Annotated in this window: 21 protein-coding genes; 20 read left to right on the top strand and 1 reads right to left on the bottom strand. The window is 69.4% G+C overall.

The features are described 5' to 3' along the window. Positions 1–234 precede the first annotated feature (234 nt). From J3S20_RS13980 to J3S20_RS13960, 5 genes are all read left to right on the top strand, one after another. The gene (locus tag J3S20_RS13980) at positions 235–1,434 is read left to right on the top strand and encodes a CaiB/BaiF CoA transferase family protein (protein ID WP_216837117.1); all 1,200 of its coding nucleotides are present in this window, start codon (positions 235–237) and stop codon (positions 1,432–1,434) included. Next, positions 1,427–2,338, top strand: a complete 912-nt coding sequence (locus J3S20_RS13975; RefSeq protein WP_216837116.1) for a hydroxymethylglutaryl-CoA lyase — start codon at positions 1,427–1,429, stop codon at positions 2,336–2,338. The genes J3S20_RS13980 and J3S20_RS13975 overlap by 8 nt, the downstream gene beginning before the upstream one ends. Before the next feature lie 40 nt (positions 2,339–2,378). After that, positions 2,379–2,882: a CHAP domain-containing protein gene (locus tag J3S20_RS13970; RefSeq protein ID WP_216837115.1), complete on the top strand. Its 504-nt coding sequence runs from the start codon at positions 2,379–2,381 to the stop codon at positions 2,880–2,882. A 223-nt stretch (positions 2,883–3,105) separates the two neighbouring features. Next, the gene (locus J3S20_RS13965; RefSeq protein WP_216837114.1) at positions 3,106–4,083 is read left to right on the top strand and encodes a Bug family tripartite tricarboxylate transporter substrate binding protein; all 978 of its coding nucleotides are present in this window, start codon (positions 3,106–3,108) and stop codon (positions 4,081–4,083) included. Between the two features lie 136 nt (positions 4,084–4,219). After that, positions 4,220–5,143, top strand: coding sequence for a manganese catalase family protein (locus J3S20_RS13960; RefSeq protein WP_216837113.1), 924 nt, complete (start codon positions 4,220–4,222; stop codon positions 5,141–5,143). Between the two features lie 347 nt (positions 5,144–5,490). Here the strand turns inward: J3S20_RS13960 and J3S20_RS13955 are convergent, their stop codons facing one another. Next, positions 5,491–6,552 (bottom strand): TerC family protein, encoded by a 1,062-nt coding sequence (locus J3S20_RS13955; RefSeq protein ID WP_246602825.1) that lies wholly within the window; start codon positions 6,550–6,552, stop codon positions 5,491–5,493. Positions 6,553–6,988: 436 nt separating this feature from the next. Between J3S20_RS13955 and J3S20_RS13950 the strand changes: the two genes are divergently transcribed. The 15 genes from J3S20_RS13950 to ctaD all read left to right on the top strand — a co-directional run bounded on the left by J3S20_RS13950 (position 6,989) and on the right by ctaD (position 20,785). Then, the gene (locus tag J3S20_RS13950; protein ID WP_216837112.1) at positions 6,989–7,258 is read left to right on the top strand and encodes a twin-arginine translocase TatA/TatE family subunit; all 270 of its coding nucleotides are present in this window, start codon (positions 6,989–6,991) and stop codon (positions 7,256–7,258) included. Positions 7,259–7,522: 264 nt separating this feature from the next. Beyond that, the gene (locus tag J3S20_RS13945; RefSeq protein ID WP_216837111.1) at positions 7,523–9,508 is read left to right on the top strand and encodes a TRAP transporter permease; all 1,986 of its coding nucleotides are present in this window, start codon (positions 7,523–7,525) and stop codon (positions 9,506–9,508) included. Then, positions 9,508–10,116 (top strand): methylthioribulose 1-phosphate dehydratase, encoded by a 609-nt coding sequence (locus J3S20_RS13940; protein ID WP_379793691.1) that lies wholly within the window; start codon positions 9,508–9,510, stop codon positions 10,114–10,116. Before J3S20_RS13945 ends, J3S20_RS13940 begins: the two co-directional genes overlap by 1 nt. Continuing rightward, positions 10,113–10,652 (top strand): 1,2-dihydroxy-3-keto-5-methylthiopentene dioxygenase, encoded by a 540-nt coding sequence (locus tag J3S20_RS13935; protein ID WP_216837109.1) that lies wholly within the window; start codon positions 10,113–10,115, stop codon positions 10,650–10,652. Before J3S20_RS13940 ends, J3S20_RS13935 begins: the two co-directional genes overlap by 4 nt. After that, positions 10,649–11,329 (top strand): acireductone synthase, encoded by a 681-nt coding sequence (mtnC, locus tag J3S20_RS13930; protein WP_216837108.1) that lies wholly within the window; start codon positions 10,649–10,651, stop codon positions 11,327–11,329. Before J3S20_RS13935 ends, mtnC begins: the two co-directional genes overlap by 4 nt. A 73-nt stretch (positions 11,330–11,402) precedes the next feature. Next, positions 11,403–12,386 (top strand): magnesium/cobalt transporter CorA, encoded by a 984-nt coding sequence (gene corA / locus J3S20_RS13925; RefSeq protein WP_216837107.1) that lies wholly within the window; start codon positions 11,403–11,405, stop codon positions 12,384–12,386. Between the two features lie 83 nt (positions 12,387–12,469). After that, positions 12,470–13,114 carry a hypothetical protein gene (locus J3S20_RS13920; protein ID WP_216837106.1) on the top strand — a complete coding sequence of 215 codons (645 nt, stop codon included), beginning with the start codon at positions 12,470–12,472 and terminating at the stop codon, positions 13,112–13,114. Between the two features lie 81 nt (positions 13,115–13,195). Beyond that, the gene (locus J3S20_RS13915; protein WP_216837105.1) at positions 13,196–14,161 is read left to right on the top strand and encodes an acetamidase/formamidase family protein; all 966 of its coding nucleotides are present in this window, start codon (positions 13,196–13,198) and stop codon (positions 14,159–14,161) included. A gap of 137 nt (positions 14,162–14,298) precedes the next feature. After that, complete coding sequence (locus tag J3S20_RS13910; RefSeq protein WP_216837104.1) at positions 14,299–14,811, top strand: GcrA family cell cycle regulator; 513 nt, start codon at positions 14,299–14,301, stop codon at positions 14,809–14,811. A 99-nt stretch (positions 14,812–14,910) separates the two neighbouring features. Beyond that, on the top strand, positions 14,911–15,777 hold the full coding sequence (locus J3S20_RS13905) for a DMT family transporter (protein ID WP_216837103.1): 867 nt from the start codon (positions 14,911–14,913) through the stop codon (positions 15,775–15,777). 116 nt (positions 15,778–15,893) lie between these two features. Next, positions 15,894–16,400: a hypothetical protein gene (locus tag J3S20_RS13900; protein WP_216837102.1), complete on the top strand. Its 507-nt coding sequence runs from the start codon at positions 15,894–15,896 to the stop codon at positions 16,398–16,400. Continuing rightward, entirely contained in the window at positions 16,397–17,053 is a 657-nt protein-coding gene (locus tag J3S20_RS13895) for a hypothetical protein (RefSeq protein WP_216837101.1), read from the top strand. Before J3S20_RS13900 ends, J3S20_RS13895 begins: the two co-directional genes overlap by 4 nt. 156 nt (positions 17,054–17,209) lie before the next feature. After that, positions 17,210–17,902: a class I SAM-dependent methyltransferase gene (locus J3S20_RS13890; protein WP_216837100.1), complete on the top strand. Its 693-nt coding sequence runs from the start codon at positions 17,210–17,212 to the stop codon at positions 17,900–17,902. Between the two features lie 324 nt (positions 17,903–18,226). Beyond that, complete coding sequence (gene coxB, locus J3S20_RS13885; RefSeq protein WP_246602823.1) at positions 18,227–19,153, top strand: cytochrome c oxidase subunit II; 927 nt, start codon at positions 18,227–18,229, stop codon at positions 19,151–19,153. Positions 19,154–19,192: 39 nt separating this feature from the next. Next, positions 19,193–20,785: a cytochrome c oxidase subunit I gene (gene ctaD / locus J3S20_RS13880; protein WP_216837099.1), complete on the top strand. Its 1,593-nt coding sequence runs from the start codon at positions 19,193–19,195 to the stop codon at positions 20,783–20,785. Positions 20,786–20,787: the final 2 nt, after the last annotated feature.

The following is a 20,787-nucleotide window of genomic DNA, read 5'->3' as shown; positions in this document are numbered from 1 at the left end:
GCAAAAAAAGGCGGGACCCCGGGGAAGGGGCCCCGCCTGAGGTGAGGATGCCGGCGAGATCGGGGGGAGGCAGCCGGCATCCGGAGGGAGAGACGGGGTGCGGAAGCTCGGCAACCCCGGGGATGTTATGAGACCAGAATGGTTGCGGAATGGTTTCCAGCCTGCGCGCTGCGCGGTCTTTTCGTGCCGGCGGGCCTGGCTTAAGCCCCATGCGCAAGGATCGGGAGAAGAAGCATGGCGGGGACTGGTTCGAGGGCGCTGCCGCTTGAGGGGCTCAAGGTGATCGAGCTCGGCCATTACATCGCCGGCCCCTTCGCCACCCGGCTGCTGGCCGATCTCGGCGCCGAGGTCATCAAGATCGAACCGCCGGAGGGCGACCCGATCCGCGGCTGGGGCAGCCGGCACAATGGGCATCCCGTCTGGTTCAGCATCCATGGCCGCAACAAGCTGTCCGTCACGCTGGACCTGAAATCCGCGAAGGGCCGCGACCGCATCCTGAAGCTGGTGGCGCGTGCCGATGCGCTGGTGGAGAATTTCCGGCCCGGCTTCCTGGAGCGCATCGGCCTGGGGCCGGAGGTGCTGCACCAGGCCAATCCGCGCCTCGTCCTCGCCCGCGTCTCCGGCTACGGCCAGGACGGGCCCTATCGGGACAAGCCCGCCTTCGGCTCGATCGGGGAAGCGATGGGTGGGCTGCGCCACCTGACGGCAACCCCGGGCGTCACGGACCATCCGCCGCCGCGCTGCGGGGTCTCGATCAGCGACGACCTGGCGGGGATGTATGCGGCGCTGGCGGTCACCTCCGCCTGCTGGGCGATCAAGGGCAATCCGGAGGCGCGCGGCCGGATCATCGATGTGGACCTGGTGGGCGCGGTGTTCAGCCTGATGGAGGGGATGCTGCCGGAATACGGGCTGACCGGCGCGATCCGTCAGCCCGCGGGGTCGGCCATCCTGACCGCGGCGCCGACCAACACCTATCTCTGCGCCGATGGGAAGTGGCTCTGCATCGGCGGCAATTCGGACCCGATTTTCAAGCGGCTCTGCGATGCCATCGGCAATCCGGCGATGGGGGCCGATCCGCGCTTCGCCGACAATCGCGGCCGCTGCGCGCATATGGCGGAGATCGACGCCGAGATCGGCCGCTGGACCCGCACCCTGCCGGCGGCGGAGGCGGAGGCGGTGCTGGAGGCGGCGGATATTCCCTGCTCGCGCCTCTATGACATCCGCGACTGCGCCGAGGACCCGCATTTCCGCGCCCGGCAGACGGTGATGGAGGTGGAGGACCCGCTGCTCGGCGCCACCCTGCTGCACCCCGCCGCGCCCTTCCGCTTCGATGGCGTGACCCCGCGCGAGATGGTGCGCTGGACGGCGCCCGCCGTCGGCGCGCACAACGACCATGTCTTTGGTGAACTGCTGGGGGAGAGAAGCGATGCATAGCGCCGAGATCTCGGAAGTCGCCCCGCGCGACGGGCTGCAATCCATCGGCCCCTTCGTGCCGACCGAGACCAAGATCGCGCTGGTACGGAAGCTTCACGCGGCCGGGCTGCGGCGGATGGAAATCGGCAGCTTCGTGAACCCGAAGGCCGTGCCGCAGATGGCTGATACCGCCGCGGTGCTGGAGGCGGCGCTGGCCCTGCCGGGGCTGGAGGCCACCGTGCTGGCGCCGAACCGGCGGGGCTTCGAGATGGCCAAGGCGGCCGGCGCGCATCGCGTCGGCGTCTTCATGTCCGTCACCGAAAGCCACAACAAGGCCAATGTGAACCGCAGCCGGATGGACAGTTTTCTCGATCTCTCCGGCATCGTCAGCGACGCCCGGGCGGCGGGGATGAAGGTCCGCTTCAACCTGTCCTGCGCCTTCCACTGCCCCTTCGAGGGGGTGGTGCCGGAGGAGGAGGCGCTGGATTGGGTGGAGCGGGTGCAGGCCCTCGACCAGGGCATCGAGATCAGCATCTGCGACACCACCGGCAATGCGGCGCCGGACCAGGTGCGCCGCGTCTTCGCCCATGCCATCCGCAGCTGGCCGGATGCGGAGGGCAAGCCGCGCTTCGCCTTCCACGGGCACGACACCTACGGCATGGGCGTCGCCAACTGCGCCGCCGCCTGGGAGGCCGGTTGCCGGGTTTTCGACAGTGCCGCAGGCGGCCTGGGCGGCTGTCCCTTCGCGCCGGGTGCCACGGGAAATGTGGCGACGGAGGATGTCGCCTGGCTGATGCGCCGCATGGGCGTGGCGACCGGCGTGGATTGGGCGAAGCTGCTGGAGGCGGCGGATTTCGCCGCCGCCATCCCGGGCGCGCTGCCGGGCGGGCGGATGCGGGCGGTGCCGGCGGCGCGGGCGGCGTAACGTCTCGATCTGGCGGGCGCATCCTGCTAGTTTCAAGGCGATGCGCGCCGTCCTTGCCATGTTGCTGCTGCTGATGCTCGCAGCCTGCGGCACCTCCCGCACCCCGCCTTCGGTGGTGGCGCCACTGCGGCCGGAGCTGGGGGAGCCGGTTTCCTGCGTGCCCTATGCGCGGGCGCGGTCCGGCATCGGCCTGTCCGGCGATGCCTGGCAGTGGTGGGATGCCGCAGCCGGGCGCTATGACCGGGGCGCGGCGCCGCGGCCGGGCAGCGTGCTGGTCATCGGCCGCACGCCGCGCATGCGCGCCGGCCATGTCGCCGTCGTCGCCCGCGTGATCGGGCCGCGCGAGATCCTGGTGGACCATGCGAATTGGGCCACAGGCGCGGCGCGGGGGCGGATCATGACGGACCAGCGCGTGGTCGATGTCTCGCCCGGCAATGACTGGTCGCGCGTCCGGGTCTGGTATCCGCCGATCAACGCGCTGGGCAACACGGTCTTCGCGGCCCATGGCTTCGTCCATGCCGGGCGCAGCTACGCCGGCGGCTGAGAGACCGTTTGAGAACACCGGCGGGTCGGTTCCGCGGCGCTTTTCCGCCCCGGCCGTGTTGGGCGGCTCGCCGATGCAACCAGCATCGGCCGCACCGCCCGCCTTGCAGGGACGAAAAATCGCCTGCTGTCCCTCAGCCGCCGGCATTCTCAAACGGTCTCTGAGCCTTTCCCCAGGCGCTTCCAGCAGGCTATCTGTTTCGCAAGCATTCCCGGAGGAAACCATGACCACGACCCGCCGCGGCCTGATGGCCGCCGCCCTGGCCACCGCGCCGATCCTCTCCGCCCGCGCGCAGTCCAGCTGGCCGGAGCGGCCGCTGCGCTTCATCGTGCCCTTCCCGGCTGGGTCCAGCCCGGACCTGACCGGCCGCGTGGTGACCGCGCATCTGGCGACGGCGCTCGGCCAGCCGGTGGTGGTGGAGAACCGCGCGGGCGCCGGCGGGAATATCGGCACGGATGCGGTGGCCAAGGCGACGGATGGGCACACGATCGGCCTGTCGATCAACGGCCCGCTCTCCACCGCCCCGGCGCTGTTTGCCAACCTGCCCTATGACCCGGTGCGGGACCTGAAGGCAGTGTCGCTGCTGGTGCGCGGGCCGCAATTCCTGGTGGTGAACAAGGACCTGCCGGTGACGGACCTGGCCGGCTTCATCGCCCATGTGAAGGCGAACCCGGGCAAGCTCGCCTTCGGCTCGGTCGGGCCAGGCTCGGGCGGTCATCTCGGCATGATCGACCTGATGGCCAAGGCCGGCGGGCTGGAGATGCTGCACGTGCCCTATCGCGGCTTCCCGGATGCGACGCTGGACCTGGTGGCCGGGCGCATCCAGGCCATGGTGGTGACCACCGCCGCGGTGATGGGCCAGGTGCGGGATGGCAGCATCCGCGCCATCGCCGTCACCTCCGCCAACCGCTTCCACCTGACTCCCCAGGTGCCCACCCTGGCGGAACAGGGCATCGCCAATGCCGAGAGCTATGGCTGGCAGATCATGGTGGCGCCGGCCAATACGCCGCCCGAGCGCATCGCCCGCCTGGCCGCCGAAGCCCAGAAGGGCCTGCGGGAGGCCGCCGGCCGCCAGCGGCTGGAAAATGCCGGCTTCGAGGTGATGGCGACGGGGCCGGAGGAAGCGGCCGCCTTCCTGGCGGAGGAAACCGACCGCTGGGGCGGCATGATCCGGCGCCTCGGCATCCGCATGGATGCCTGAGATCACCCGGCCGGCCGGATGCACCCGCGCGCGTCACCACGCACAGGTGACGCGGCGCGGGGCGGCCGGCCGCCTTCCGCAAAGAACTCGCTGCGCAAGCTGCCGTTGATCCCGTATACCACTCGGGAGAGACCAGATGTTCCTGCGCATCGACAAGTTACAGACCGAATTGCCGCCGCCCAAGCGACAGGACCCGAACGAGGCGGCAGCCTTGCAGGAACTACTCGGCGGCAAATACGGCGAGATGTCTACTCTGAGCAACTACATGTTCCAGAGCTTCAACTTCCGCAGCAAGGCGAAGCTTCGCCCCTTCTACAGCCTGGTCGCCGCCATCACGGCCGAAGAGCTGGGCCATGTGGAGCTGGTGAGCAACGGCGTCGCCATGCTCAACGCCGGCCCCGACAGCGAGGGTGACGACACCGGCGACGGCGGCGACATCACCGGCGCACCCTTCGCCGACATGAAGGACATCCGGTCCTACGCCAGCTTCGCCTCGAACGGCGGCGGCGCCATGCCGGTGAACAGCAACTCCATGTCCTGGAACGCGGACATGGTTACCACCACCGGCAACGTGGTGATCGACCTGCTGCACAACTTCCACCTGGAATGCGGCGCGCGGCTGCACAAGCTGCGCGTCTACGAGACGGTGCAGGACCCGACCGCGCGGGAAGTCTGCGGCTACCTTCTGGTGCGCGGCTCCGTCCACGCCCACGCTTACGCGCTGGCCCTGCAACAGCTGACAGGCGTCGACATCCACAAGATGCTGCCGACACCGAACATCAACCTGTCGAACATCCCCGAAAGCCAGAAATACCTGGCCGAGGGATCCCACCGCCGCCTCTACCGCTTCAGCCCGAACGACTACGCCGAGATGGCCTCGATCTGGGGCAACGGCGAAATGGCCCTGCCCGGCGATCCGCCAGGCGAACTCGAAGTGGTGGCCGGCATGCCCGAAGGCGGCAAGATCCACCAACTGGTCGGCGTCCCCTCCGCCTTCACCCCCGACTACGCCCCCGAGGAGATGTTCGAAATCGCCAAGAAACTGACCGCGAAGATGTAGCCGCGGCAGGCGCGAGCGTCCCGAGGGGCTGCGCAGCCCCAGGCGCCGGGTGGGCAAGGGCGCGCTGGTTGATTGCAGGGGGACGCTGTCCCCCTGCACCCCCTGCCAAGGGGCAGCGGCCCCTTGGAACCCTTTGATTCATGAACAGAAATGGAGAGGGGCCAGAGGTTACCGCTTGTTCGGCGGTCCTGCTGGCCCCTCTCCGTTTCTGTTCAAGGTCCTGAGGTCCAGGAGGCCACTGCCTCCTGGCGGGAGGGGTGCGGGGAGGGCAGCGCCCTCCCCGCATCACCCGCACCGCCCTTCGACCACCCCGCGCACGGCCTGCGCAGCCCGCGGGGCGCCTCTCGTCAGCCCGCGCGCTCGATCGCTTCTTTCTCGGCGACCAGGGCGTTTGCGGCCGGTGGGGCGCCGCGGGTCTTCCACAGGGAGTAGGCGATGCCGCCGGCGATAAGGGCTGCGGTGACGCCGAGGGAGATGACCGGGTCGACCTTGCCGAAGATCTGGTTCCAGAAGATTTTCGCGCCGATGAAGACGAGCACCATGGCCAGCGCGTATTTCAGGTAGTGGAAGCGGTGGACCATGGCGGAGAGCGCGAAGTACAGCGCGCGCAGGCCCAGGATCGCCATGATATTGGCGGTGTAGACGATGAAGGTGTCGGTGGTGATGGCGAAGATCGCCGGCACGCTGTCTACCGCGAAGACCAGGTCGGCCAGGTTGATCACGACCAGCGCCAGGAACAGGGGCGTGGCCCAGACCACCAGCTTGCCGGACTTCGGATCCGGCTGGCGGACGAAGAACTTCTGGTCGTGCAGCTGGTCGGTCACCCGCATGTGGCGCTTCAGGAAGCGCACCACGGGGTTCTTCGAGATGTCGGAGTCACCCTCCGGCACGATCATCATCTTGATGCCGGTGCCGATCAGGAAGGCGCCGAAGATGAACAGCAGCCAATCGTATTCCTGCACCAGGGCGGCGCCGACGCCGATCATGATGCCGCGCAGCACGATCACCGCGATGATGCCCCAGACCAGTGCCCGGTACTGGTACATCCGGGGGATCGCGAAGAAGCCGAAGATCAGGCTGATGACGAAGACGTTGTCGATCGACAGCGCCTTCTCGATGAAGAAGCCGGTGAAATAGGTCACGCCGGCATGGGTGCCGTCCTCGGTGGAAATATGCCCGGCCTCATAGGCCCACCAGATGGCGCCGCCGTAGAGCATGGCGAAGCTGATGTAGAAGGCCGAGAGCCAGAGGCTTTCGGCGATGCCCATCTCCTTGTCCTTCTTGTTCAGGACGCCGAGGTCGAAGGCCAGCAGGGCGAAGACGATGGCGAGGAAGCCCAGCCACATCCAGATCGGCTTGCCGACCCATTCCAACAGAAGAAAGTCCATGACGATTTCGCTCCGGGTCATGCGGAAACCGCCATTCCGGAGGACCCGCATGCGGATCGACCAGGGACGGATTCACAGGTTTCACCCCGGCGCGGGTGTCACGATCCGGGCCGGGGTCGTGGCAGGCTCTGGCGATCCGACATCGCGGGGGCGGGCCGGCGAAGCGCCGGGTAACCGCCCGAGCCGCCAGAGGGGCCCGGATCAGGGGGCGAGGTAAGGGAAGGGCGCGCGGCCTTCAAGATGGACGGATGGAAATTTTTTGGAAATCTGCCGCATGGGTCGGCGCTGGTCGCGTGGCGGCGGGTTCCGACCGATTATCGGGCTCACCCCGGTTGTCTCGGGCCGCGCGGCGGGCCATCTGCGGTTTGCGGAAGACGCCGGGGCGGATTACTCTCCGGCCCCGAGGCAATCCGGCCCCCTGCCACGGGCGGGCCACTCACGGGATCGAGGCGTCGCTATGGGTTCTTTCAGCATCTGGCATTGGCTTGTCGTTCTGCTGGTCGTCCTGCTGCTGTTTGGCAGCGGCAAGATCAGTGGCCTGATGGGCGACGTTGCGAAGGGCATCAAGTCCTTCAAGGCGAACATCAAGGAAGAGGACGGCAAGGACGCCTCCATGGTGGCGGACCCGGCGGCGCAGACCCCGGTGCCGCCGGCGGGCACCATCGCCGCCCCCGGCACCGCGACGACCACGCAGCAGGCGGCCAATCCGACTCGTCCGGCGGCCTGAGGTTTCAGGGCAGGCGGCGGGCCGGCCACCCCGTCCGGGTGGCCCCCAGCCGGCCGGTCGCCGCATTGCCGGTCGCCGCATTGGTTGATCGCCGGGCGGCCCCGGCCTAGGTTCACAGCGCAATGGACGTGCCCCGCCACAAGGCGGGGTCGCGCGCCGACCCCGGATGCGGGGCCGGCGCGTTGCGTTTGGGGGGCTTTAAGAATGAACAGGCCGGCAATGAACGGCGCAGGGCAGGCCCAGCAGCCTGACCCAGGGGCAGGGGTGGCGGACGGGGCCGGCCCGGGCGTGGTGCAGATCGACGACATGGAATTCGCCTCCGCCCGGCGCGAGCTGGCGGGCTGGCAGGGCCATGCCTGGCGCGCCGCGGCCTGCGCCTTCGTGCTGTGGCACATGTGGATCCTGCTGGTGGCGCCCATCGATCCGACTGTGGCCCGCGCCGCGCATGTCTTCCTGGGCGCCGCCCTGGGCTTCGCGCTGTTCGCACCCTTCGCGGTGCAGGGCGCGGGTGGCGCCGGCACGCGGGTGCCCTGGTACGACTGGCTGCTGATGATCCCCTGCCTGCTCGTGCCGGCGCACTACATCCTGGATGCCGATGGCATCGAGATGCGGTCCTTCATGGGGCCGAACTGGCAGGACATCGCGGTGGGCACGGTGGGCATCCTGCTGGTGCTGGAATTCGCCCGGCGCACCGCGGGCTTCGTCATGCCGCTGATCGCCGTGGTCTTCATGGCCTATTGCTTCGTCGGCCCCTGGATGCCCGGCATCCTGTTCCATGGCGGCATCGCCTTCGACCAGGCGGTGGTGGAGCTGTTCAACAACAACGGGGTGCTGGGGACGATCGTGCAGGTCTCGGCGACCTTCATCATCCTCTTCGTCACCTTCGCCGCCTTCCTGACGGCGTCGAAGGCCGGCGACTATTTCAACGATTTCGCGCTTGCTTTGGTGGGCCGTGCGCGGGGCGGGCCGGCCAAGGTCACGGTGGTCTCTGGCATCCTGTTCGGGGCCATCTCGGGCAGCGCGGTGGCGAATGTGGTCGCCTCCGGCGCCTTCACCATCCCGATGATGCGCCGCGTCGGCTATTCGCGCGAAACGGCGGCGGCGGTGGAGGCGACGAGCTCCACCGGCGGGCAGATCACGCCGCCGGTGATGGGCGCCGGCGCCTTCATCATGGCCGAGGTGCTGGGCATCCCCTACACGGAGATCGCGCTGGCAGGCCTGATCCCGGCGCTGCTCTTCTACCTGGCCAACTACATCCATTGCGACCTGAACGCCCGCAAGGCCGGCATCATGGGCCTGAAGCGGGAGGATCTGCCGCGCTGGGCGGATCTCGGCCGCCGCGTCTATATGGCAGCGCCGCTGATCCTGATGATCGCCATGCTGGTGCTGGGCTATTCGCCCTTCCGCGCCGCGGCCACCGGCATCGCCGCCACCATCGTCATCATGTTCGTCACCAGCCTGCTGCACCGGCTGGTGCTGCGGCGCGAGGGGCTGGCCAGCGGCATCGGCGGTGCCCTGCTGGAGCTGTTGCGCTCCATCGAGGTGGCGCTGGTCGGCTCGGCCAAGGATGCCATGCAGCTGATCGCCGTTTGCGCCGCCGCCGGGCTGGTGGCCGGCGTCATCGGGCTGACCGGCGTCGGCGGGCGCTTCGCCAATATGCTGCTGGAGATCGCGGCCTCCTCCGAATTCCTCGCCATGCTCTTTGCCATGGTGGTGGCCATCATCCTCGGCATGGGGGTGCCGACCACGGCGGCCTATGCCATCGCGGCGGCGGTGGTGGCGCCGGGGCTGATCAATATCGGCGTGCCGGCGCTGGTGGCGCATATGTTCATCTTCTACTTCGCCATCCTCTCGGCCATTACGCCGCCGGTGGCGCTCGCCTCCTTCGCTGCGGCTTCGATGGCCGGGGCGGATATGTGGAAGACCAGCATGATCGCGGTGAAGCTGGGGCTCGCCACCTTCATCGTGCCCTTCATGTTCTGGATCTCCCCGGCGCTGCTGGCGCAGGGGGAACTGCTGGGGATCCTGCAGGCTGTCTTCACCGCCGGCTGCGGCGTCTTCCTGCTGGCCTGCGCGACGGAGGGCTGGATGCTGAACGGCCGTCTGGCGCTGCCGCTGCGCCTGCTCTCCGGCGCAGCAGGCCTGGCGCTGATGGTGCCGGAGGGTCTGACCGACCTGTTGGGCCTGGCGGTTGGAATCGGCCTGCTCGCCTGGCAGTACCGCGCCTTTCCGGAGACTCGGGCGGCATGATGGGGTGGGACCAGGCGGCGGAGGCGATCGTCGCCGCCGGACGGCGAATGGATGCGCGGGGCTGGGTGCCGGCCACTGCCGGCAATTTCTCCGTCCGGCTGGATGCGCGCCGGCTCGCCGTCACCGTCTCCGGCCGCCACAAGGGGTTTCTCACCACGGATGACGTGATGGTGGTGGACCTGGATGGGGTGGCGGAGGATCCGGCGAAGAGAAGCTCGGCCGAGACGCTGCTCCATTGCGGCATCTATCGCCGCTTCCCCGAGGCAGGGGCGGTGCTGCATGGCCATTCCATCGCCAATACCGTGCTGTCCCGCGCCGCCGGCGAAAGCCTGGTGCTGGCGGGATTTGAGCTGCTGAAGGTCTTCCCGGGCCTGGCCACGCATGAGGCGGAGGTGGCGGTGCCGGTGGTGCCGAACGACCAGGACATCGCCCGCATGCAGCGCGGCCTGGATGCGCTGTGGGACGGGCTGCCCAGCGTCCCGCCGGGCTATTTGATCCGCGGCCACGGGTCCTATGTATGGGCGCCCGACATGCCCTCCGCCCTGGCCCGGATGGAGGGGCTGGAATTCATGCTGGACTGTGCGCTGAAGGAAAGGAGCCTGCGATGAGCCGTCTGACCGTCTGGGACGCCGCGACCAACCAGCAGGTCCAGGTCACCGAGGATCCCACCCAGATCGCCGCGGCGCTCTCCGCCATCGGCGTGCGCTTCGAGCGCTGGCCGCTGGCCGACCTGCCCGCCGATGCCCCGGCCGAGGCGGTGCTGGAGGCCTATCGCCCGCAGCTGAACGCCTTCATGGGCGAGACCGGCGCCGGCACGGCCGATGTCATCAAGCTGACGCCCGACCATCCGCAGAAGGATGCGATGCGGGCCAAGTTCCTGTCGGAGCATATCCATACCGAGGACGAGGTCCGCTTCTTCCATGCCGGCTCCGGCAACTTCGTGCTGCATGTGGACGGCAAGGTCTTCGACGCGCATTGCACGGCGGGCGACCTGATCTCGGTGCCGGCGGACAGCAGGCACTGGTTCGATGCGGGCGAGAATCCCAGCTTCGCCGTGCTGCGCGTCTTCACCGACACCTCCGGCTGGACGCCGCATTACACCGGCACGGACATGGCGACGCGCTTCCCCGCCGCCACGGCATGACGCCGCGCCTGGTCTTGACGGATATCGAGGGCACGACCAGCGCCATCGCCTTCGTCAAGGACACGCTCTTCCCCTTCGCCGAGGCGGAGCTGGACGCCTTCCTGGCCGCCCGCGGGGCGGAGCCGGAGGTGGCGGCGATCCTGGCGGAGGTGCCGGGGCCGGACCAGGCGGCAACCCTGCGCGGCTGGATGGCGGCGGATGCCAAGGTCACCGCGCTGAAGTCCCTGCAGGGGCTGATCTGGGCGGCGGGTTTCACGGATGGAAGGCTGCGCGGGCATCTCTGGCCTGATGTGGCGCCCTGCCTGCGCGCCTGGCAGGCCGGCGGGGTGGCGCTGGCGGTCTATTCCTCGGGCTCCGTCGGCGCCCAGAAGCTGCTGTTCGGCCATAGCGAGGCCGGCGACCTGCTGCCCCTGTTCAGCGGCTTCTTCGACACGCGGGTCGGTGCCAAGCGGGAGGCGGCCTCCTACGCCGCCATCGCCGCGCAGACCGGGCAGGACCCGGCCGGGATCCTGTTCCTCTCCGATGTGGCGGAGGAGCTGGACGCGGCCCGGGACAGCGGCCTGATGACCTGCCAGCTGGTCCGTGCCCAGGACGGCACCGTGGCCTGCGGGAGACACCCCGCCGCCATGGACTTCCCGGAGGTCGCCCGCCAGTTCCAGCTGCCGCTGGCCGGGTGACACGCGCCGTCGCGACAGGTTAAGTGCCCCTGCCCCCGGGGCGCGGGAGATCGGGCGCGGGAGATCAATCAACATGATGACGAGCTACGCCGTCCGTGACGGCCGTCTTGCCCTGCGCGACGGCGTCCTGGCCCCGGAACAGATCGCCGAGGCGGTCTGGATCGACCTGCTCAACCCGACGCCCGAGGAGGAGCGGGCGGTGCAGGAGGCGCTGCGCCTGGAAATCCCGACCCGGGAGGAGATGCAGGAGATCGAAAGCTCCTCCCGCCTGTATCGGGAGGATGAGGCGCTGTTCCTGACCGCCAACTTCCTCTACGGCGTGGAGGGCGGCGAATACGGCTCCACCCCCATCACCTTCGTGCTCAGCAACCAGGCGCTGGTGACGGTGCGCTATGCGACGCCCAAGGCCTTTTCGGTCTTCTCGCTGCGCTGCCAGCGATCCCCGGGCCTGGTCTCCACCCCGGATGCGGTGATGCTGCATCTGTTCGAGCAGATCGTCGACCGGCTGGCCGATATCCTGGAGCGCGTGGGCTCCGACATGGACCGCGCCTCCTCCGCCTCCTTCCGCAGCGCGCGCACCAAGGTGAAGGCCGACAAGCGCGACCATGACCTGCGCGAGGCGCTGATCACCCTGGGCGAGGTGGGGGAGGTGACGACGCGCACGAACGAGACGCTGCTGGGCCTTACCCGCATCCTGTCCTTCGTCAGCGCGGAAAAGGCGACGGTGATCCGCAAGGACAACCAGGTGCTGATCAAGACCCTGGTGCGCGACGTGCGGTCGCTGGTGGACCATGCCGGCTTCCTGAACAACAAGGCGACCTTCCTGCTGGATGCGGTGCTGGGCATCCTGAACGTCGAGCAGAACGCCATCATCAAGACCTTCACGGTGGCCAGCGTGGCGCTGATGCCGCCGACGCTGATCGCCAGCATCTACGGCATGAATTTCCGGCACATGCCGGAGCTGGAATGGCCCTGGGCCTATCCGGCCGCACTCGGCCTCATGGTTGTCGCGGCCGTGCTGCCCATCGCCTATTTCAAGCGGAAGGGCTGGCTCTGATCCTGCCGGGCCTTCTTCCGCTCCTGCTGCTGCTGATCGCTGCCGGCCCGGCCCTGGCGCAAGGCGGGGCTTTGCCTGCGCCGGTGCCGGCGCAGGTAGCCTGCCCGCCGCGCGGCACGCCGCTGGTCCGCGTCACCGTCTCGGACCCCGATCCGCGCGTGCTGCCGCCGGTGAGCGCGGAGCAGCTGCGCCGCCTGGCGGAGGTGCCGGAGGAGGCGCAGGGCCAGGGCACGGTGCTGCACCACCTGGGCCTGACGCTGTCCCGCGTCGAATGGCGCAGCGAGATTACGGTGCGCAGCCAGGGGGTGGCGGAAGGGCCAGTCTGCGGCCTGCCCTCCGAGGTCCGGCTCAGCCTGGTGCATGCCGAGCACAGCATCCGCCTGGCGCGGGAGATTCCCCGCAATGGCTGCCTGGCGCGGGAGGTGCTGGCGCATGAGCGCCGCCATGCCGAGGTGAACCGGCGCACCCTGCGCGAGGCGGCGGAGGGGTTGCGCCTGGCCGCCCGCAACTGGGCCGCCCGCGCCCAGGCCCAGGCCCCCGATGCCGGCGCCGCGGCGCTGCTGCTGCAGGAGGATCTGACGGCGGCGGTGGAGCCGGTGCTGGCCCGGCTGCGCGCAGCGCGGGAGGCAGGGCATGACGCGATCGACACGCCGCGGGAATACCGCCGGCTGGGCCGCGTCTGCCCGGCCGACCAGCGGCGGCTGAACCTGCGCCTTGGCGCGCATTGAATCACGCTGGCGGCCGGCGGATCCGTTGACCGGCGGGCCGCGGCTTGCTGCACTGCGGGAATCCCCAGCCGAGGTCGCCCGATGCCCGATACCCACCGCATCCCCGCCACGCCCGAGACCATCCGCTGGGGCGCCTTCGATGCCAGCTTCGCCCCCGTCGCCACCATCGCCAGCGGCGACCTGGTGGTGCTGGAATGCGTCTCCGGCGCGCCGGAGGCGATGCCGAAGCCGGAGACCGGGCTGCTGCCGCCGCCGGCGCTGGCCGCCATCCACGCCGCCAAGCCGCCGCGCCTCGGCCCGCATATCCTGACCGGCCCGGTGGCCGTGGCGGGCGCCGAGCCGGGCGATGTGCTGCGCGTGGATATCGAGAAGATCGAGCTCGGCTGCGACTGGGGTTTTTGCGGATTTCGCCCGCTCTTCGGCACGCTGCCGGAGGATTTCCCCTATGCGCGCATGCTGCATATCCCGGTCGACAAGGCCGCGATGACGGGGCGGGTTCCGGTCGGCCCGGGCGTGACCCTGCCGCTGTCCCCCTTCTTCGGCGTGATGGGCGTGGCCCCGCCGGCGCCCTGGGGTCCGATCTCGACCAAGGAGCCGCGGGCGCATGGCGGCAATCTGGACAACAAGGAACTGACCGCCGGCACCACGCTGTGGCTGCCCGTGCATGTGGCGGGCGCCAATTTCTCGGCCGGCGACGGGCATGGCGTGCAGGGCGATGGCGAGGTCTGCATCAATGCGCTGGAGATGTGCCTGACCGGGCATTTTCGCCTGACGCTGGAAAAGGGCGGCGGCGCCGCCGACCCGGCGCTGCGCTTCCCCCGCGCGGAAACCGCGACCCACTTCATCTCCATGGGGATGAACGAGGATCTGGACCTTGCCATGAAGCAGGCGCTGCGGGAGATGATCGCCTTCATCGTGGCGCGCATGAACGTCTCGGCCGCCGATGCCTACCAGCTGTGTTCGCTCGCGGTGGATTTCCGGGTGACTCAGACGGTGAACGGTGAGAAGGGCGTGCACGGCATGCTGAAGAAGGGCTTGCTGTTCTGAGGCGCTGTTAACGCCTCGTTAGCTTTCTCCGCAGTCTGTCCACAGGAATCATGCTCTCCGGCGCATTCTACAACTTGTAGTCCGCCCCCGCGTTGCCCTACCGTATGTTGTGTCAGCCGGGGTTGTGGAGAGAGCGCATGGATTGGACGACGGAGGCCATCGAGCGGCTTCGGGCGCTCTGGGCGGAAGGTCATTCGACAGCCGAGATCGGCCGGCGCATGGGCGTTTCGAAGAACGCCGTGGTGGGCAAGGCGCATCGCCTGAACCTGCCCGCCCGCCCCAGCCCGATCCGCCGCGAGGCGCTGGCCGAGCGCCCGGCCCAGGCCGCGCCCGCCGCCGCCCGCCTGCCGCGCCCGGCCGGCCTGGCGCCGCGTTCCACCCTGGCGCCGACGGTCGCGCCGGCCATGGCCACGACCCTGGCGGCGACACCCGCCCCGGCGCCCGCGCCCATGCCGGCGCCGCAGCCTTCCGTCGTGCGCGCCTTCCCGCGCCTCGGCTCCGCCCGCAGCTGCTGCTGGCCGATCGGCGAGCCCGGCACGCCGGATTTCCGCTTCTGCTCGGCCGAGGCGACGCCGGGCAAGCCATACTGCACCCAGCATGCGTCGGTGGCCTATGTGAAGGCCCGCGACCGCCGCGAAGACGCCGCCTGAGCCTGGCGAAGCTGCGGGGCCGAGGGGGTCCTGCAGCGCAGGGCGGCCGCGCCCGGATCGCGGTTGGAGGCGGGGCAGGGGGCTGGCATAGCTGTGGCCATGTCCCGACCCCTGCAGGGCGTGCTGCTACAACTCGTCGCACTCGCCCTTTTCGTCACCATGGATGCGCTGCTGAAGGTGCTGGTGGCGAGCCACGCGGTGCCGCAGCTGATGTTCGTGCGCTTCGTCTTCCACACACTGCTGGTGATGGCGGCGCTGAAGCTGCTGACCGGCAAGGTGCCCTTCCGCAGCCGCGCGCCGGGGCTGCAGACCCTGCGCAGCCTGTGCCTGGCGACCGCCAATGCGGCGCTCTCCGTCGCGCTGATCCATATCCCGCTGGCCGATGCCACGGCGGTGGCCTTCGCCGCCCCGGTGCTGACCGTGGCGCTGGCCGCGGTCTGGCTGGGCGAGAAGGTCTCGCCGCGGCGCTGGCTGGGCTGCGCCATCGGATTCGCCGGCGTGCTGGTGGCGCTGCGCCCGCCCTTCCTGACCGGGGAGCCGCTGCACTGGGCCATGCTGCTGCCGCTGGTCACTGCGGTGGCCAATACCGTCTACCAGCTGCTGACCCGCAAGCTGGCGGCGGTGGATGACCCGCATACCACCTTCGTCCATACCTCGATCGCCGCCGCGGTGGTCACCGGCCTGGCGCAGCCCTTCGTCTGGGAAACGCCGGCCGCGGCGGACTGGCCGCTTTTCGCCGCCCTCGGCCTGCTGGGCGGCGCCGGCCATTGCCTGCTGGTGCTGGCCTTTGCCCGCGCGCCGGCCTCGGTCCTCGCGCCCATGTCCTATACCCAGCTGCTCTGGGCCGGGCTGGCCGGCGTGCTGGTCTTCGGCGACTGGCCGGATGGCTGGACCGCGATAGGGGCGGCCATCATCGCGGCCGGCGGAATCCTGGTGGCCCTGCCGGAGCGGCGAAGGGCGGGGTGAGGCCTCGGCCCGCAGACACGTCTCGTAACATGAATGGCGCTTCACCTGCCGCCTCCTCTCCCCAAATGAACGGCGGCGGCCTGAGCCGCCCGCCATTCCGGGATGGAGAGACGACGATGACCCATGCGCCCTTGCCTCGCCGCAGCCTGCTCGGCGCCGCGACCCTCGGCGCCGCACTGGCCACGGGTGCCTCCGGCCTGATCGTCCCGGCGCGGGCGCAGGGCTTGGCGCCCACCCCCTCCATGCGCGGCGGCGCGAACAACTACCGGCCCGGCGCGCCGATCGTGGAACGCATTGGCGGCGGCGGCTTCTGGCTGACCGGCACCGTCCGGCGCGCGGGCGATGGCGCGCCTTTGCCGCGTGTGCGCATCCAGGCCTGGGCCCATACGACGGAGGGGCATGAGCGCGACGAGCGCAGCCATGGCGCCACCCTGACGGATGCCAATGGCGTCTTCCGGATCGAGATGCCGCAGATCGTGCCCGCCTTCGGCCAGGCGCATGGCCACCTCGCCTATGATGCGGCGCATGACGACAATGGGTTCGCGACCGTGTTCCTGCGGCCGGTGTTGCGGAGCGCCCGCGACACCAGCCTGACGGCGGACTTCGTGCTGCGACCCGCGTGACTCTTCGGGGGAAGGTGCGGTCCTTCCTGATCTGGGCCGCCCTGGCGGCCGCCATTGCCGTGCCGATCACGGTCGCGGCGACAAGCCCGCTGCTGGCCTGGCGCGATTCCATCTACATCGCCGCCGGCCTTGCGGGGGTGGTCGGGCTGGCGCTGCTGCTGGTGCAGCCCCTGCTCGCAGGCGGCCTTCTGCCGGGCCTGCCTCTGCGCCTGGCGCGGCGGCTGCATGGCCTGGTGGGCGCTGGGCTGCTTGCGGCCGTGGTGGTGCATGTCGCGGGGCTCTGGTTGACCAGCCCGCCGGACGTGCTCGACGCCCTGCTGTTCCGATCGCCGACGGACTTCTCGGCATGGGGCGTGGTCGCCCTATGGGCGGTGCTTGCCGCGGCCGGGATGGCGGCGCTGCGCGGGCGCTTGCGGCCGGCCGTCTGGCGCCTGCTGCACGTGATGCTGGCCCTGGTGATCGTCATCGGCACGGTGGTCCATGCCCTGCTGATCGACGGGACAATGGGGATCGTCTCCAAGGCCGTGCTCTGCGCAGTGGTGCTGGTGGCGGCCGCCAAGGTCGTGGTCGATCAGCGGTTGCTGGCGGATCTGCGCCGCCTGGCCAGCCGGGATGGCCGCCGGAGGACGGCGCGCCGACAGACGCAGGCTTGAGGGGCAGCCGGGACCGCATGGGCCCGCAAATGGCCCGGACGTGATGACCCGGCGTGCCGTCACGCGCGCATGTGTTGCGTTCCCGTGTCATCAACAGGCTTGCCTAAACCGGCCCGAAAGGACTAGCCCCATGCGTATTCCTGCAATTGGCCCGGCATGACCATCCGAACCGACACTCCCGATCGTGACCATCCGCGCACGGCGCTCGACGCAGCCGGGGTGCGCGACGCCTATCGGCGCTGGGCCGGCGTCTATGACGCGGTCTTCGGCGGCGTCTCCGCCTTCGGCCGGCGCCGCGCGGTGGAGGAGGTGAATCGCCTGCCCGGCACGCGGGTGCTGGAGGTGGGCGTGGGCACCGGCCTGGCCCTGCCGCGCTACCGCGGCGACAAGCGGGTGGTCGGCGTCGACCTGTCGCGGGAGATGCTGGAAAAGGCCGCCGAGCGGGTGCGGCAGGAGCGACTCGGCCAGGTGGTGGGCCTGGCGGAGATGGATGCCGAGCACATGGCCTTCGCCGATGGCGCCTTCGACATCGCGGTGGCGATGTTCACCGCCAGCGTGGTGCCGGATGCCAAGCGGCTGTTCGTCGAGATGTCGCGCGTGGTCCGCCCCGGCGGCCACCTGTTGTTCGTCAACCACTTCGCGGCCGAGGATGGCCCGCGCTGGTGGGTGGAGCGCGCCATGGCGCCGCTATCCCGCCTGCTGGGCTGGCATCCGGATTTCGCGCTGCGCGACCTGCTGGACCCTTCCCTGGTGCAGGTGGAGGCGATGGAGCCCTGCAAGCCGGGCGGCCTGTTCACCCTGGTGCGCGTGCGCAACCAGCCGGAGGAAGCGCTGGCCGTCGCGGCCTGAACCGCGCGCGCCGCGCCGCCTGCAGCGCCCGCCCTTCGCGGCGGGCTTAGAGCCGTCTTGACGAATCGGCTCTTAGCCTGACCCCGATCCGGATGGGCCAGGCGCGTTTTTATTAATCTTCCCAATGCGAAGAACTTACGGCGTTGCGGAAGGAGCGAGCCTCCTCACTTGTGCGGTGCGGGGGGCGCCACTATGGTCCGCCCGCAGCGCGACCTGCCGCGGCGGCGGTGGAAGAGGCGCGCTTGGGACCTGGGGCGGGCGGGCCGCCCCCGGGGTTCGGCGGCAGTTTCGGCGCGCGACGCGGTGCGCTGACGGGATGACAGGATGCGGCACGTGATCGGTGCGTTTCGGGGAATGGCGGGACGGATCTCCGGCCCGGTGGGTCTGGCGCTCGTCGCCGCGGTGATCGCGGCGCTGGGTGCCCCGGCAGCCGCGCAGGAGGCCATGGTGGGCGCCCCGGTGCCCTGGGGCATGGGGCTGCAGCAGTCCGGCGGGCCGATCAAGGACGCGATCTCGTCCTTCAACACGCTGGTCTTCTGGATCATCGTGGCGATCACGATCTTCGTCGCCGCGCTGCTGGCCTATGTGATCTGGCGCTTCCGGGCGGAGGCGAACCCCAACCCGTCCCGCACCAGCCACAACACGGTGCTGGAGATCGCCTGGACGGTGGTCCCGGTGCTGATCCTGGTGGTTATCGCCATCCCCTCCTTCCGCCTGATCTACTACCAGGACCGGACGGTGGATGCGGACCTGACCATCAATGTGCAGGGGCGCCAGTGGTACTGGCACTACGGCTATCCCGAGAACGGCAACTTCACCTTCGACAGCTACCCTGTGCAGACCGAGGACCTGGCCGCCGGCCAGATGCGCAACCTCGAGGTGGACAACCCCCTGGTGATCCCGGTGGGCGCCAATATCCGCGTGCTCAGCACCGGGCAGGACGTGATCCATTCCTTCTTCATCCCCTCGCTCGGCGTGCAGCGCTATTCCATTCCCGGCCGCACGCTGGAGACCTGGATGCGCGCCGACCGCCCCGGCACCTTTTACGGCCAGTGCAACCAGATCTGCGGTGTGAACCACTGGTTCATGCCGATCGTGGTGCGCGCCGTGCCGCCGGCGGAATTCGAGGCCTGGGCCGCGCAGGCGCGCACGCGCTTCGCCCAGGGCCTGCCGCCGGGCCCGCCCGCGGCGCTGGCCGCCGCCCCCGGCGCGGCCGTCACCCCGATCAACGTCGCCGAGGTCCGCCGGTAAGGCGGCCCCGAAGCCAACATCAGAAGCGGACACACCCCGATGGCGACCGCGGCACACGCCCACGACGATCACCACGATCACAAGCCGAACTTCGTGAACCGGTGGCTGTTCTCCACCAATCACAAGGATATCGGCACCCTCTATATCGGCTTCTCGCTGATCGCCGCGATCGTCGGCATCGGCCTGTCGCTGCTGATGCGAATCGAGCTGCAGCAGCCCGGCATGCAGATCTTCGCCGATGGCCAGATGTGGAATGCCTATGTCTCGGCCCATGGCCTGATCATGGTGTTCTTCGTGATCATGCCGGCGCTGATCGGCGGCTTCGGCAACTGGTTCGTGCCGCTGATGATCGGCGCGCCGGACATGGCCTTCCCGCGCATGAACAACATCAGCTTCTGGCTGCTGGTGCCGGCCTTCCTGCTGCTGGGTGCGTCCCTCTTCGTGGGCGGCGGCGCGGGCGCCGGCTGGACCATCTATCCGCCGCTGTCGGATGACACCTACCAGACCGGCCCGGCGATGGACCTGGCGCTGTTCGGGCTGCACCTGGCCGGCGCCTCCTCCATCCTCGGCGCGGCGAACTTCATCACCACCATCTTCAACATGCGCGCCCCGGGCATGACGCTGCACAAGATGCCGCTGTTCGTCTGGTCGATGCTGGTCACCGCCTTCCTGCTGCTGCTGGCGGTGCCGGTGCTGGCGGGCGCCATCACCATGCTGATCACCGACCGCAACTTCGGCACGGCCTTCTTCGACCCGGCCGGCGGCGGCGACCCGGTGCTGTTCCAGCATCTGTTCTGGTTCTTCGGCCACCCCGAAGTCTACATCATGATCCTGCCGGCCTTCGGGATCGTCTCCCACGTGGTGTCCACCTTCTCGCGCAAGCCGATCTTCGGCTATCTCGGCATGGCCTATGCCATGGTCGCGATCGGCGTGGTCGGCTTCATCGTCTGGGCGCACCACATGTTCCAGTCGGGCATCGACGTCGACACGCGCGCCTACTTCATGGCGGCGACGATGGTCATCGCCGTGCCGACCGGCATCAAGATCTTCTCCTGGATCGCCACCATGTGGGGCGGCTCGCTGAAGTTCGACACGCCGATGCTCTTCGCCATCGGCTTCATCTTCCTGTTCACGGTCGGCGGCGTGACGGGCGTGGTGCTGGCCAATGCCGGCCTGACGCAGATCCTGCACAACACCTACTACGTGGTGGCGCACTTCCACTACGTGCTGAGCCTGGGCGCGGTCTTCGGCATCTACTGCGGAATCTACTACTGGCTCGGCAAGATGTCGGGCCGGCAGTATCCGGAGACGCTGGGCAAGATCCACTTCTGGCTCACCTTCGTCGGCGTGAACCTGACCTTCTTCCCGATGCACTTCCTGGGCAACCAGGGCATGCCGCGCCGCTACCCGGACTATCCGGACGCCTTTGCGGGCTGGAACCTGATCGTCTCGATCGGTTCCTACATCTCCGTCGCCGCCTTCTTGATGTTCTTCTACGTGATCTTCGTGACCTTCACGCGCGGCGCGAAGGTGGCGGCGAATCCCTGGGGCGAGGGTGCGACGACGCTGGAGTGGCAGGTCAGCTCCCCGCCGCCCTTCCACTCCTTCGACGAACTTCCGCGGATCCGGTAAGG

The organism is Falsiroseomonas tokyonensis (genome assembly GCF_019024325.1).
In the GTDB taxonomy this organism is placed as follows: Bacteria; Pseudomonadota; Alphaproteobacteria; order Acetobacterales; family Acetobacteraceae; genus Falsiroseomonas; species Falsiroseomonas tokyonensis.
Note: the sequence above shows the minus strand (reverse complement) of the source record. Positions and strands in the feature narration are given on the sequence as shown.

Bases quoted from the DNA above. Each gene is read 5' to 3' on its own strand.
- mtnC (WP_216837108.1), top strand. From the start codon at position 10,649: ATGACGCCGCGCCTGGTCTTGACGGATATCGAGGGCACGACCAGCGCC.
- J3S20_RS13915 (WP_216837105.1), top strand. From the start codon at position 13,196: ATGCCCGATACCCACCGCATCCCCGCCACGCCCGAGACCATCCGCTGG.
- corA (WP_216837107.1), top strand. From the start codon at position 11,403: ATGATGACGAGCTACGCCGTCCGTGACGGCCGTCTTGCCCTGCGCGAC.
- J3S20_RS13940 (WP_379793691.1), top strand. From the start codon at position 9,508: ATGGGGTGGGACCAGGCGGCGGAGGCGATCGTCGCCGCCGGACGGCGA.
- J3S20_RS13900 (WP_216837102.1), top strand. From the start codon at position 15,894: ATGACCCATGCGCCCTTGCCTCGCCGCAGCCTGCTCGGCGCCGCGACC.
- J3S20_RS13905 (WP_216837103.1), top strand. From the start codon at position 14,911: ATGTCCCGACCCCTGCAGGGCGTGCTGCTACAACTCGTCGCACTCGCC.
- J3S20_RS13950 (WP_216837112.1), top strand. From the start codon at position 6,989: ATGGGTTCTTTCAGCATCTGGCATTGGCTTGTCGTTCTGCTGGTCGTC.
- coxB (WP_246602823.1), top strand. From the start codon at position 18,227: ATGCGGCACGTGATCGGTGCGTTTCGGGGAATGGCGGGACGGATCTCC.
- J3S20_RS13965 (WP_216837114.1), top strand. From the start codon at position 3,106: ATGACCACGACCCGCCGCGGCCTGATGGCCGCCGCCCTGGCCACCGCG.
- J3S20_RS13980 (WP_216837117.1), top strand. From the start codon at position 235: ATGGCGGGGACTGGTTCGAGGGCGCTGCCGCTTGAGGGGCTCAAGGTG.
- J3S20_RS13970 (WP_216837115.1), top strand. From the start codon at position 2,379: ATGCGCGCCGTCCTTGCCATGTTGCTGCTGCTGATGCTCGCAGCCTGC.
- ctaD (WP_216837099.1), top strand. From the start codon at position 19,193: ATGGCGACCGCGGCACACGCCCACGACGATCACCACGATCACAAGCCG.
- J3S20_RS13935 (WP_216837109.1), top strand. From the start codon at position 10,113: ATGAGCCGTCTGACCGTCTGGGACGCCGCGACCAACCAGCAGGTCCAG.
- J3S20_RS13910 (WP_216837104.1), top strand. From the start codon at position 14,299: ATGGATTGGACGACGGAGGCCATCGAGCGGCTTCGGGCGCTCTGGGCG.
- J3S20_RS13975 (WP_216837116.1), top strand. From the start codon at position 1,427: ATGCATAGCGCCGAGATCTCGGAAGTCGCCCCGCGCGACGGGCTGCAA.
- J3S20_RS13960 (WP_216837113.1), top strand. From the start codon at position 4,220: ATGTTCCTGCGCATCGACAAGTTACAGACCGAATTGCCGCCGCCCAAG.
- J3S20_RS13890 (WP_216837100.1), top strand. From the start codon at position 17,210: ATGACCATCCGAACCGACACTCCCGATCGTGACCATCCGCGCACGGCG.
- J3S20_RS13955 (WP_246602825.1), bottom strand. From the start codon at position 6,552: ATGACCCGGAGCGAAATCGTCATGGACTTTCTTCTGTTGGAATGGGTC.